We start from the raw sequence: 12,612 nt of genomic DNA on the forward strand, positions 1-12,612 counted from the left end.
AGTCGGAAAGGGACACGCGCCACGGGCACCTGGCCGACGGCCTACGTCCCTCCGAGGGGCGGCGCATCGCTGCCGCGCCGCCCCTCCCCACCGGAGCCCGGTTACCCGACCAACATGGCTACGGAGTCACCGTGAGGGTCACAGGGGTGGAAGGCCCATAGGCGATTTCTCCGTTTGGTGTGACCACAGCGGCGCTGAACTCGTGCCCGTCCTGCTCGGCAGCAGACGTGAACATGTACTCCGGGCCGGTCGCTCCGGGAATCGGGACGGCCTCCGCGGCATCCGGCGCCTTCTCGAACCACTGGTAGGCCGTCAGCACGGTCCCGTTCTCGACCTCGGCGGTTAGCGTAGCGGTGTCACCCGCGGCGTACGCCGTCTCTCCTGCCACGATAACCGTCTGGCGGGGCGGGGCGCCGTGGTCGTCGACGTGGATGGTCACCGGGTCGGCCGTGATCGGGTCCGCAGCGCCGTTGCCGAAGGTCAGGGTCGCTCGCACCTCGACACCGTCCAGCGCCTGCTCGGCGACCAGCGAGTGATCGAGTCCGGAGGCATCGGGGAACGCACTCCACCTCTCGGCATCGGGCCACCTCCACTCCCAGTCGACCGTGTCCCCCTCACTGATCGGCGGGTCGGCGATCAGTGAGAATTCAACGGAGTTGCCCTGGTGGTAGTGGTCGGCAAGGTTGGCGAAAGCAAGGATCTGCTCGTCGGCTGGAGCGTCGGTCACCCGGAGCTGTACGGCTTCGCGGATGGTGACATTCCCCTTGGTGATGACAAAGTACAGCGACTGGCCGTCGTCGGCCATCGTCATCGTCTTTTCGAACGACAGGGCCTCGGGGCCGGTGCCTTCCTCGAGTACCGTCTCGTAGGGCATCCGCCAGGAGTAGGTGGCACCCTCCAGCTCGGGGTAGACCGAGGCGTTGATCTGCAGCGTGGTGCCCTCTCGGTAGAGCGACTGAAGTCCTTCGAACAACACCTCGCGCTCGTTGATCTCGACTGGCACCGGGCGCGACTGCGCAACGGCGATGCCGTCCCTGACCACGCGGATGGCGTACTCGCCCTCCATCGCGATTGCGGAGGTCACGACTACACGGTCGGGTTCGGGGAAGGACACCGTGCTCTGGCCGTCCGCCGCATCGAACCACGGGCTGTCCCATCGTTTGACCAGTTCCAGCGTCTCGCCCTCGGCAGCGCCTCGGCCCGAGATGGCCAGCTCGAACGAGTCCCCGGCGTAAATCGGCCCCTCGTCCGCACGGGTGAGCACTGGCACGTCGCCGTCCGGCTCGACCGCGATCGGCGCCCACGCAGTCTCTGCTTCGACGGTTCTGCCGGTGAGCAGCTGCGCCTTGATCTCATATCCGTCATCCGAGGCGGACAGGGCTCGGACAAGCCGCGGCCCCGAACCGGCGACGTAGCCGCTGGAGGTCGAGCCGACTCCGCGGATGACCCAGCGGAAGCTCTGATCCTCCTCGGCGGTGACACCCACGGCGTCGGCCACCAGTTCGTCACCGGGCCGGTAGGACGCCGCCACCCCGTCGATGCGGAACGGCTCGCCGCCCGGCTCGGTCACGTCGATGGTGACCGGGGCCGATGTCGACGGCTCGGCCAGGTTCGCCACCTCGGGCACGAAACGCGTGGTCACGGACTGGCTGCCGAGGCCGAGTGCGTCGGTGGTCATCGTGGCCTTACCGTCAACCACCAGCTCGTGGCCGAGCACGGCATCACCGGCACGGAACTCCAGGAAGCCGCTGACCGATGCCGGACTCACCGACGCCGCCAGATCGACGCTCTCTCCGAGCGTGAGCCGCGTCGCCGACGAAGTCAGGGTGGAGCTGGTGGCAACGGTCTCGGGGAGATCGCCGACGACGAACGTGTACGTGGCAGTCGCGCTGACGGGATCACCGGAGCGCAACGCCTCGGCCTCGACTGTGAGGTGGTAAGTACCGGCCTGGGTGAATGCCCAGTTCGCGTGCTTGTGAGCCCGCCCGATCTCGAACGAAGCGTAATCCTCATCCGAGGACCACAGCCGGTCGACGGAACCGGGCCCGTCCGTGGTGAACAGCTCCACGTCACCGGGCCCGTCGACCTCCTTGAGGGTGAACGTGGTCCGGTCGTCGTCAAGAGCGCCGGCCGGTACCGACTCTGTGGAGAAACCGGGCCACAACTGGCCGGCTCCGGGGTTCGCTTCCGGCGCCAGCCAGACGGGGGCCCCTTCCGGTGCGATGAACTCGAAGCCCTCGGGGACCGTCGCCGCCGAGTCATCGTCGATGTGGAACCACACCTCGTCTGCCGCGAATCGCGTCCCCATGCCCTCGGGCACATCTGCCTTGCTGCCAAGGCTTAGGGTCGAATCGTCCATGAATGTCGCGACCGCATCCGCATGAAGATCCTGCAGAACTCGATACTCCTGCGGTTCAGGGGCCGACCCGTCGGCCGCCAGCGCCGGCGCGCTCTGCAAAGTGATCACTGTGGAAACGACCGTCACGGTCGCCAGACATGCCACAGCACGACGCATGAGCCCGGATATCAACAGGCGCTCCTTTCTGTCCTGCCCTCAGGAGTGCGGGCAGGACAGTGGGATCGGAGCCTCAAGGCACACAGGGGGCGGGGGCGCCGCCACCCGAAAGAGAGACCCCTAAATGAAAACGATTACGCTTACCAACTGATGGTATGGGCAGCGGCTCCCAGGGACAAGATCCGAAGCGGCCCTGTCATTCGCGGCCAGGCCTCAGGCCCGGTGGTCGTGTTCACGGAGCGTGCGCTCCTCCAGTTCGCCAACGCTGTTGAGCCAGCGCGGCACGTTCTGGGGAACGGACGACGCGCCCCTCGGAGAGGACGCCGCCATCGACAGCGCCAAGCACGGCCGCGATATCCGCCGACGTTGCCGTTCGTTCACCTTCACAGGTGGTTCTCCCGCCGTCCGCCGAGGGAGAGATCGTGCGCATGGAAGTGCTGGTGGCGCGCGGGCGGCGCGTCCCATGCCGGGAAGGGGTCGACCAGCCGGGCCCAGGCCTCGGGGCCCGAGCGCCACTCACCCTCGTCCAACAGGCAGGTCGCCAACGCCGTACGCAGCTCTTCCTGAGCCAACTCGGTCCCGATGAAGACGAGTTCCTGACCATCGGAGAGGCCGCCAGCGGCGGGTGCGGCGCGGACGCCCGACGGCTCGAACCGCGCCACCGAGCCCGCCTGCGACCACAGCCCGATCAGCGTGGGCCGAGACGCCAGCCAAAAGAACCCCTTGGAGCGGAGGATCACGCCGAACGCGCCACCGTCCATCTGTTCGGTGACGAACCGCCACAGTCGACCAGGATGGAAGGGACGATCCGCGCGGAAGAGGAGACTGGAGATCCCGTACTCTTCGGTCTCCGGCACATGGTCACCGTTCAGCTCCGCCAGCCACCCGGGCGCCTCCTGGGCCCGCGCGAGGTCGAAGGCACCGGTGCCGAGGATCTCGCCGACCGGGATGCGCCCATGGGAGGCACGCAGGACCCGGGCCGCAGGGTTGAGTCGGCGCAGGGCCGCCTCCAAGCGGTCGGCCTCGTCCGCCGGGACAAGGTCGACCTTGTTGAGCAAGAGGACGTCCGCGAACTCGACCTGGTCGGCGAGCAGGTCGCTGACGGTTCGCTCGTCCTCCTCGTACTGGTCGAGTCCGCGCTCGACCAGGGCGTCGCCGCGCCCCAGTTCGATCAGGAAGTTCGCGGCGTCCACCACGGTGACCATGGTGTCCAGGCGGGCCAGGTCACCGAGCGTCGCCCCGTCGTCGCGAGGGAAGGAGAAGGTGGCGGCAACAGGCATGGGCTCGGAGATCCCGCTCGACTCGATCAGCAGGTAGTCGAAACGGCCGGTTCGCGCCAGCCGTTCCACCTCCTCCAGCAGATCGTCCCGCAGCGTGCAGCAGATGCACCCGTTGGTCATCTCCACCAGCCGCTCCTCGGTGCGGGAGAGCGACCCTCCGTCGCGGACCAGGGCGGCGTCAATGTTGATCTCGCTCATGTCATTGACGATCACCGCGACCCGCAGTCCCTCGCGGTTGCCGAGCACATTATTGAGCAGGGTGGTCTTGCCGGCGCCGAGGAAACCGGAGAGCACGGTCACGGGAAGCCGGGAGTCCGCTCCCGCGCGAGCGGTTGTCGCTTCCGCGGTGCCGGGACCGCCGACCGGGCCGGGTTGGTGCATCGTGAACCCCTTATTGAAAATGATTGCCGTTTGCGTATAGTACCGCCATGACTCGCGACGCCCTCCCCCTGCCCGAGCAGCGCCCGACCGCGACCGTCGGCGACCTCTTTCCGACTTATGTCGAACGCGAGGTCTCCCTTGCCACCGACCCGTTGACCACGGCCGTGGCCCTGTCCGCCGCGTCACTGGAGCCCTATCTGCTCTACGAGCACGGAGGCGGCGTGACCTGGGTCGAGGGAGAGGCCGGAGTCGCGGAGATCGGCCCCGGTGGCCCCTCGGTCACCGTCGCGGGCGAGCGCGTCCAGGTAACGGACGGCATTGCCCCGTTGGCCGCGGTCGGCCGGGTGCTCGACGCGATGGGGCTGCCGGCCTACGGCTGGGCCACGTATGAGTTGAGCTGGCTCCTCCACGACACACGGCCCGTGACCGGCCCCGTCCTTCGGCTGGCGCTGCCGCGCCGGGAGGCCCGGTTCCTGGAGGGCGGCGTCGTGCGGCTCCGGGCCGAGTCCAGCCGTGCCCTGGACGCCTTGGTGGACCAGCTGACGGCCGCCTCGACCGTCATGCCCGCGCACCATGACGAGCGGGTGGCCGCGGATTTGGACCAGTACGGGGCGGACGACTACCGCAAGGCGGTCGCCGCCGCGATCGACGACATCCAGGCCGGACTTCTGGAAAAGGTCATCGTCTCCCGGCGGGTGCCCGTATGGGAGGCCGTGGATCTCCCCGCCAGCTATCTGGTCGGACGCCGGGCGAACGACCCCGCACGTTCTTTCCTGCTGCGCTCGGGTGGCTGGGAGGCGGCCGGTTTCAGCCCCGAGATTGTCACGCAGGTTACGGCCGACGGCACCGTGCACGCCCAACCTCTCGCCGGTACAAGGGCGTTGAACGGGGACCGGACCGCCGATCTGGCTCGGCGTGCCGAGCTGTACCGGGACGCCAAGGAGGTGTACGAGCACGCCGTCTCGGTGCGGACCGCCGCGGAGGAGCTGGCGCACGCATGTTCACCTGGCTCGGTCCGGATCGACGACTTCATGTCGGTCAGCGACCGGGGCAGCGTACAGCATCTCGCCTCCCACCTGACCGGCCGCCTCGCCGGGGGGAAGACGCGCTGGGACGCACTGGCCGCACTCTTTCCCGCCGTCACCGCGTCCGGCATCCCCAAGCGGCGGGCCTGCGACTGGATAGACGAGGTCGAACCGACCGAACGGGGCCTGTACAGCGGGGCGGTGATCGCCGCGGACGGCGAGGGGGCGCTCGACGCGGCGCTCGTGCTGCGCAGCGTCTACCGACGCGACGGGCAGACCTGGCTGCGCGCGGGCGCCGGCGTGGTCGCCCAGTCCGACCCCGAACGTGAACTGGAGGAAACTCGCGAGAAGTTGCGCAGTGTAGGCCGCCATCTCATGCCCCAGTCCTCGCCGGAGCACCCTGGCCGCTGACCCGGGTACGACGGTCTCAGCGGGGGCCTCCGCCCGTCGTAGCGGCTTGCTCTCCCGTGATCACCCGTCCCTCCGTCAGCGTCACCACCCGGTCGGCCGCAGCGCGGACCTCCGGGTCGTGGGTGATCAGTACCATGCCCAGCCCCGCCGTGTGCCGCAGCTCCGTCAGCAGTTCCAGCACAGAGTCGCGGGTCTCCGTGTCCAGGGCGGAGGTCACCTCGTCGCAGACCAGCACCCGAGGGCTGGCTGCCAGAGCCCGCGCCAGGCTGACGCGTTGCCGTTCCCCGCCGGACAGCTCGTGGGGCAGCCGCCCCAACAACACCGGCGACAGCCCGACCCGTTCCAGCAACCGCACCGCTTCCTCTTCGAGGACGCCGTTCCCGCCCTCGGCCAGCGGGCGCAACAGCGCCCTGCGCACCGACTCACGCGGGTTGAGCGCCGCCACCGAGTCCTGGGCCACCAGTTGGAGCGCTCGGCGCTGGGCCCGGGTGCGCCGGCGGAAGTCCGCCGGGACCGGGGCGCCCGCCAAGCGGAGTTCACCGGACCAGGAAGGGTGCAGTCCGAGCAGGCAGCGGGCGACCGTACTCTTACCCGCGCCAGACGGCCCGACCAGAGCCGTGCAACCGCCGGCCCGGACGGTCAGGGAGACCCCCTCGACGGCGACGCGGCGGCCGTGCGTGGCCCGCAGGCCGTCGAGTTCCAACAGGGGAGGCCCAGCCGGTTCGGGCGGGCTTGCCAGCCGTGGGGTCGGCCGGGGCATGGTGTCGGAGCGGCGCCGCGGTTCGAGCCGTCCCTCTTCGGTCCGGAGGACCCGGTCCGCGAGCGCCTCGATCAGCTGCCTGTCATGGCTGACCAACAGCATCGCTCCGCCGGCCTGGCGGTGACGCTCGCTCAGGCGTGCCGTCAGGTCCTCGGCGAGGCCCGGATCGAGTCCGCTGGTCGGCTCGTCCAGGACCAGCAGCCGCGGGTCGCCGATAGTGGCGACCGCCAGGGCGAGGCGCTGTGCCTGGCCACCCGAGACCTGGTGGGGATAACGCCGGAGGAAGGCGGGGTCCGTCGGCAGTTCCACCTCGTTCAGGGCAGCCCGTATCCGACGCTCCCGCTCGGCCCGGTCCGGCACACGCCGACCCGAGGGCACGACCAGAGCGGCGGCCTCACGCAAAGTGCTGCCCAGCCGCCGCGCCGGGTTGAGCGCGGACGCCGGGTCCTGGCCCAGGAAACCCACCAGTCGGCCGCGCACCCGCGACCGTCCCGCGGGGGTGAAAGGGTCGAACCCGGCGACCCGCACGCTCCCCGAGCGCAGGGTGAGCCCCTCGCGCACCCGCCCCAGCAGGCTCAGCGCGAGGGTCGTCTTTCCCGAGCCGGAACGCCCCACCAGAGCCAGCACCTCGCCGGTGCGCAACGTCAGGTCGACCCCGTCCAGGACCGGTCGCTCGCCGACGCCACGCTCGACGACAAGCCCACGGACCTCGGCCAGCACCGTCGATCCGGTGGTCGGTTTCACGAGTCGCTCCTCGCAGAGTCAAAGTGCCTCATACGTCCGGCCACACGGTCGGCGAGCAGGTTCACCGCGACCGCGAAGGCGGCCAACAGCGCGGCGGGCAGCAGGACGGGCAGTGGATTGAGCGCGGTGCCGGCGAGGTTTTCGCGGATCATGCGCCCCCAGTTCGCGTTCGGCGCCCCTCGGCCCAGGCCGAGGAACCCGGCCGTGGCGGTGAGGTGCACGGCAGCAACGAACCGAATGCCCGCATCGGCCAGCACCGTGCCCGCGATGTTGGGCAGTACGTCATACCGGACCACGGCCGGCCAACTGTCGCCCCGCGCCCGCGCGGTCAGCACGTACCCCGTGCCGGCCACCTGACGCGTGGCGGCCCTGACCACGCGCAGGGAGAACGGCGTAGAGGCGAGTCCGACCGCCAGCAGCACCGCCGCATCGTTGTCGGGCGCCCCCGTGGCCAGCAGCATCAGGAGCAGCAACGAGGGGAACACCGCGAGCAGGTCCACCCCGCGCATCACCATCTCCCCGCCGCGCTCCGCCGTGAGGCCCAGCCAGACCCCAGCCCCCGCCCCCAGCAGCGTGGCCAGCGCCGTGGCGCCGACGGAGAGCGCCAGCACCACCCAGCCACCGTGCAGGAGCCGGGTCGCGACATCGCGACCCAGAAAGTCGGTGCCGAGCGGATGGCCGGGGCCGGGGGCAGCGAATGGCGGTCCGACCTGCTCGGTGGGGGAGCCGGTGGCCAGCAGCGGGCCGAGGAACGCGACCGCGAGCACCAGCAGGCAGACGCCCGCACAGCACCAGGTGAGAAGTCCGGACGTGTCGCGCGAACGCCCCTCGGAAAACGCGGGCCTCACCGTGCGCTCCCGCGCCGTGGGTCCAGCGCCCTGGCCGCGATATCGGCCAGAAGCACGGTCGCGAGGGTGATCGCGCACAGGACGAGGGCGATGCCCTGGACCAGTGGGACATCCCGATGGGCTACGGCCTGTTGGAGTTCCAGCCCGATGCCGGGATAGCCGAAGACGGTCTCCACCACGATCGCACCGCCGACCAGGGCACCACTCACCAGGCCGAACGCCTGGGTAGCGGGCGCCAGCGCGCCGGGCAGCACATGGCGCACCGCCAGACGCGTCCCGGCGATACCGCGTAGGCGGGCAGCCTCCACCCAGGGCGAGGCCGCCACCTCGGCGCCGGCGGAACGGACGAGCCGGGTACCCACGGCGATGCCCGAGGCCGCGAGCGTCAGCACGGGCAGGACAAGGATCTCCGGTGTGCCCAGCGGAGTGCCGCCCAGGGGCACCAGGGACACCTGGGGAAGCAGGTCCGCCTCGGCGGCCATCAGCCACAACAACACGGTGGCCAGCACAAACTCCGGCAGCCCCGCGACCAACAGGACCCCGGTCGAGACCACGCGGTCGCTACGCCGACCGGCTCGGGCCCCGGCCAGCAGGCCGAGGGTGACCGACACCGGGACCGTCACCAGAAGGGCCAGCCCAGCCAACAGGAGGCTGTTGGGCAGGCGGGACCCGATCAGCTCGGTCACCGCCCGCCCGCCTGTATAGGCCGTTCCCAGGTCCCCGCGCAACGCGCCGCCTGCCCATTCCAGGTACCGCGTCACGGGGTCACGGTCGAGCCCCAGCCGGTCGCGGACGGCATCGCGTTCGGCCTCGGTGGCGCTCGGGCCGGCGATGGCACTGACCGCATCACCGGGGAGCAGCTCCGTCGCCCCGAAGACCAGTGCCGACAGGGCCCCCAGTGTCGGGACCGCGACGGCCAGGCGCCGCAGGAGGAAGGGGCCCCAGCTCACGTCAGGGTGGCCCGGCTGAAGCCGGGGAACTGCTCGAACAGATCGTCGGCAACGCCGGAGACGCCGGGCACCTGCGCGGTGGTGAACGGCTTGAAGACGGGGGCGATGGTGTTGCCTTCCTCCCACAGCGCGCGCTGCGCCGCGAGCCCTGCCTGGGCCGACTCCTCCCCCGAGGTACCGCGGGCCGTGGCGACCAACTCGTCCACATCCGGCCGGTCCCAGCCCAGCGCCGCGGGATTCTGCCCCCCATAGGACATCTGGTAGAGGGGCAGTGCCGGGGTGGGAACGGAGAAGCTGGCCGCCAGCGGGAGCCCGGTATAGGCGGGGTAGTCAGCGAAGAGTTGTCCCGCCGGGAGTTCCTCCAGCGTGGCGTCCACGCCGACCGCGACCAGGTTCTCCACGTACAACGTGGCGACCTCCACCATTCCCGGGGTCTCCGGGCCGGTGGTGAGGGTGACGCTCATCCCCTCGGCCCCCGCCTCACGCAGCAGCTGCCTGGCCCGGTCCGGGTCGTAGGCGCGCTGCTCGATCTCGTCCGCGTAGTCAGGAAAGCCCGGTGACAGGAGGTCGTTGCCAACGGTGGCGTCGCCGAAGAAAACCGATTCGACCATGGCCTCGCGGTCGGCCGCGAGCTTGAAGGCCGTGCGCACCCGGTTGTCCTGGAACGGCTCGTGGGCCAGATTCATGCGGAAGAAGAGGCCGGAGACGTAGGGCGGGGTGGTGCTGGTCACCGTGAAGCGCTCGTCCCCGCGCAGGGTCCTGGCGGTGATCGGGGACAGGTCATGGGCGAAGTCCACCTGCCCACCGGTGAGAGCCGCCGCGCGCGCCTCGCTGTCGGGCAAAGAGCGCAGCTCCAACCCGTTCAGGTAGGGCGCCTCGTCGAGTTCGGGGTGGGCGAACTCTTCGTTGCGGGTCAGCAGGCAGCCCTCGCCGGGCGCGAACTCCTCCAGCCGGAACGGGCCCGAGGTGGCGGCCTCCGGTGAGAAGTCGCTGTTCTCCTTCACCACCAGGTAGTTGCCCTGGCAGAGCACCAGCCTCCCGTCGGCGACCGGTGCCAGTGTGGGCAGGACCAGCGTGTGGTCGTCCTCCACCCGGGCGCCGGCGAAGTCGAAGGTACTTGCCGGGTTCTTGTAGACCGGCAGCGACGCCGGGTCCTCTGCAGGGGAATGCAGCGACCACAGCACGTCACGCGCCGTCAGTGCCGAGCCGTCGCTGAAGGTGAGGCCGTGGCGCAGGCGTAGCGTGTAGGCGCGCAGTTCGTCGTCGACTTCGATGGTTTCCAGCACTCCGTACCGCACGCCGTCCGGCGCCGACGGGTCGAGGTCGCCCAGGGTGGCGTGCAACGCGCGCGCCCTGACCATGTCCATGGCTGTTCCGCCGATGAAGTGGTTGAGCGTCTCACCGGCACCGGCGCCGGTGAAAGCCGCGCGCAGCGTGCCGCCGCGCCGGGGGGTTCCGTTCGAAGGAGCAGAGGTCTCCTCTCCCGAGCCGCATCCGGTCAGCAGGGCGGGCCCGGCGACGGCGGTCATCGTCGCCAGCAGGCCGGAACGCAGCAGGGTGCGTCTCGCCAGAGGCTCCATGGGTGTTCTCCTTACACTCGTGCCGGCGCCCGCGAAGGGCGTCGGCGAAGAGCGCCGCACGGTGCGCGCGCTCAGATGTCCCGCAGGGTGATCGCGCCGGCCGGACAGCCGTCGACGGCGCGCAGCACTTCGGCTGTCTCCGCCGGGCTCGGCTCGGCGTGCAGGAGGACGACGAGCCCGTCGTTCTCCCCCTGGTCGAAAAAACGGTCGGCAGCGAGCACGCACTGCCCGGCGCCCACGCAGACGTCGGGTCGCACCTCGATGCGCACGGTCTCCTCACCTCGGCTCCCGTGTGATCCACCGATCCGGGGACCGGTGGGAATGGTCAGGGGTGGGGCCCGTCAAGCCAGGGCGGTCAACGCTCGCTTGTCGATCTTGCCGACGGCGGTGAGCGGCATCTCCTGGACGATCCGCACACGGTCGGGAGCCTTGTAGGCGGCCAGGCCTCGTTCGCGCAGGAAGGCGGCGACCTCCCGGGCGCCCGGCGGGGAACCGGTGCACACCAGGAACGCGACCGTGCGCTCGCCGAGTTCGGGGTCGGGAGACGCCACCAGAGCGGCGGAGACAATCCGGGGGTGGGCCAGTAGATGTTCCTCGACTTCGGTTGCGTCGATCTTCTCGCCGCCGCGGTTGATCTGGTCCTTCACCCGGCCCACCACGCGCAGGTGGCCGCTGGGCAGGCGGCGGACGAGGTCACCGGTGCGGTAGTAGCCGTCCTCGGTGAAGTGGGTGTGTGCGTGCCGTGGCGAACGGTAGTAACCACGCAGGGTGTAGGGCCCTCGGGTGAGCAACTCCCCCACGTCGCCGTCGGGGAGGGGACGGCCGTCCGGGTCGGTGACGAGCACTTCGTCGTCGGGAGAGACCGGTCGGCCCTGGGTGGTGCAGATGAGCTCGTCCGGATCGTCGAGCCGGGTCAGGTTGAGCAGCCCTTCCGCCATACCGAACACTTGTTGGAGGCGGCAGCCCAGCTCCGGGCCGATCCGCCGCGCCGACTCGTCCGGCAGTCGTGCGGCGCCGACCTGGAGGACTCGCAGACTCGTCAGATCCGGCCGGCTGTCCCGGGCCTCGGTGAGCCAGTGGGGCACCAGCGGTGGATTGACCGCCGTGATGGTGACCCGCTCGCGCTCGATCAGCTCGAAGGCGCTGGCCGGGCTGGGGTTGGGCGCCAGTACGACGGTGCCTCCCGCGTGCAGCGTCCCCAGGATGCCGGGGCAGCTCATGGTGAAGTTGAAGGCGATCGGCAGTACGGCGAGATACACACTGTCCGGGCCCAGTCGGCAGATCTCCGCCGCCGCTCGGGCGTTGTACGCGTAGTCCTGGTGGGTACGCGGGACGAGCTTGGGGCTACCGGTGGTACCTCCCGACAGCAGGAGCAGCGCCAAGTCGCCTGGGGCGGGCGGCTTCCCGCCGGGATCGGCCTGGCCGCCTCGCCGGAGGTCCTCGAAGGGGACCAGGTCGGCGTGGTCGCCGACGTCACCGACGACGATCACCCGACGGACGGCGTTCTCGGCCTCACGGATCTCGACGGCCAACGACCGGTGGTCGAAACGGGCGTGGCGATCTGGCACGACATAGGCGACCGCGTCCGTTTGCCGTGCCAGGCGGCTGATCTCGGAGCGGCGGTGCCCGGGCATGGCGTGGATCGGCACGGTGCCGAGGCGTTGCAGTGCGAACCAAGTCAGCACGAACTCGGCGACATTGGGCAGTTGGACGATGACTCGGTCTCCGCGCCGGAGCCCGAGCCCGTGGAGCGCCCGCGCCACTGTCGTAACCTCGTCTTCCAACGCGGCGTAGGTCCACCGGCGTCCGCCGTCCACCAGGGCCGTCGCCCCGGGGCGCAGCGTGGCCTGCCGCCGTGGGATGTCGCCGAGCAGTTCGTCTCCCCAGTACCCGGCCGAGCGGTAGCGCAACGCGGCCTCCGGCGGCCAGCCCGGCCATTCCGGCGAGTCGCCGGGGGCCCGCCGGGACGGTGTCCTGTCCATGCCTGTCGGCTCCTTTCATCGCGCCGCGGGGATGTCCTCGCCTGCTGGCATCCCCCGGCCCAGTCTTGAACATGATTATCATCTTTACATAGGCTTCGGGCGGCGCGGGGCTGTCTCGTTCCGTGAGCACCACGAC

The 12,612-nt window shown here is 70.3% G+C and carries 9 protein-coding genes; 1 reads left to right on the forward strand and 8 read right to left on the reverse strand.

All coding sequences use genetic code 11. The features are described from left to right. Positions 1–118 precede the first annotated feature (118 nt). The gene (locus STBA_RS01085) at positions 119–2,530 is read right to left on the reverse strand and encodes a choice-of-anchor M domain-containing protein (RefSeq protein WP_079251624.1); all 2,412 of its coding nucleotides are present in this window, start codon (positions 2,528–2,530) and stop codon (positions 119–121) included. A 368-nt stretch (positions 2,531–2,898) separates the two neighbouring features. Continuing rightward, positions 2,899–4,176, reverse strand: coding sequence for a GTP-binding protein (locus tag STBA_RS01090; RefSeq protein ID WP_079251625.1), 1,278 nt, complete (start codon positions 4,174–4,176; stop codon positions 2,899–2,901). Positions 4,177–4,223: 47 nt separating this feature from the next. Here STBA_RS01090 and STBA_RS01095 point away from each other — a divergent pair, with 47 nt between their 5' ends. Further along, positions 4,224–5,612 (forward strand): salicylate synthase, encoded by a 1,389-nt coding sequence (locus STBA_RS01095; RefSeq protein WP_079251626.1) that lies wholly within the window; start codon positions 4,224–4,226, stop codon positions 5,610–5,612. A 16-nt stretch (positions 5,613–5,628) separates the two neighbouring features. Here STBA_RS01095 and STBA_RS01100 read toward each other — a convergent pair whose 3' ends face one another. The 6 genes from STBA_RS01100 to STBA_RS01125 all read right to left on the reverse strand — a co-directional run bounded on the left by STBA_RS01100 (position 5,629) and on the right by STBA_RS01125 (position 12,476). Next, the gene (locus STBA_RS01100; RefSeq protein WP_077057442.1) at positions 5,629–7,116 is read right to left on the reverse strand and encodes an ATP-binding cassette domain-containing protein; all 1,488 of its coding nucleotides are present in this window, start codon (positions 7,114–7,116) and stop codon (positions 5,629–5,631) included. Beyond that, complete coding sequence (locus STBA_RS01105; protein ID WP_077057443.1) at positions 7,113–7,964, reverse strand: ABC transporter permease; 852 nt, start codon at positions 7,962–7,964, stop codon at positions 7,113–7,115. The genes STBA_RS01100 and STBA_RS01105 overlap by 4 nt, the downstream gene beginning before the upstream one ends. Continuing rightward, positions 7,961–8,914 carry an ABC transporter permease gene (locus STBA_RS01110; RefSeq protein WP_077057444.1) on the reverse strand — a complete coding sequence of 318 codons (954 nt, stop codon included), beginning with the start codon at positions 8,912–8,914 and terminating at the stop codon, positions 7,961–7,963. Before STBA_RS01110 ends, STBA_RS01105 begins: the two co-directional genes overlap by 4 nt. After that, a complete protein-coding gene (locus tag STBA_RS01115; RefSeq protein ID WP_077057445.1) occupies positions 8,911–10,494 on the reverse strand; it encodes an ABC transporter substrate-binding protein in 1,584 nt (527 codons plus the stop codon). Before STBA_RS01115 ends, STBA_RS01110 begins: the two co-directional genes overlap by 4 nt. A gap of 71 nt (positions 10,495–10,565) precedes the next feature. Then, positions 10,566–10,763 (reverse strand): ferredoxin, encoded by a 198-nt coding sequence (locus STBA_RS01120; RefSeq protein ID WP_077057446.1) that lies wholly within the window; start codon positions 10,761–10,763, stop codon positions 10,566–10,568. A gap of 72 nt (positions 10,764–10,835) precedes the next feature. Continuing rightward, positions 10,836–12,476, reverse strand: coding sequence for a (2,3-dihydroxybenzoyl)adenylate synthase (locus tag STBA_RS01125; protein WP_079251627.1), 1,641 nt, complete (start codon positions 12,474–12,476; stop codon positions 10,836–10,838). Between the last annotated feature and the right edge of the window lie 136 nt (positions 12,477–12,612).

The organism is Streptomyces sp. MP131-18, from assembly GCF_001984575.1.
GTDB classification, from domain to species: Bacteria; Actinomycetota; Actinomycetes; order Streptomycetales; family Streptomycetaceae; genus Streptomyces; species Streptomyces johnsoniae.

Excerpts from the sequence above, each read along its gene's own strand:
- STBA_RS01090 (WP_079251625.1), bottom strand. The coding sequence starts at position 4,176 with ATGCACCAACCCGGCCCGGTCGGCGGTCCCGGCACCGCGGAAGCGACA.
- STBA_RS01095 (WP_079251626.1), top strand. The coding sequence starts at position 4,224 with ATGACTCGCGACGCCCTCCCCCTGCCCGAGCAGCGCCCGACCGCGACC.
- STBA_RS01115 (WP_077057445.1), bottom strand. The coding sequence starts at position 10,494 with ATGGAGCCTCTGGCGAGACGCACCCTGCTGCGTTCCGGCCTGCTGGCG.
- STBA_RS01125 (WP_079251627.1), bottom strand. The coding sequence starts at position 12,476 with ATGGACAGGACACCGTCCCGGCGGGCCCCCGGCGACTCGCCGGAATGG.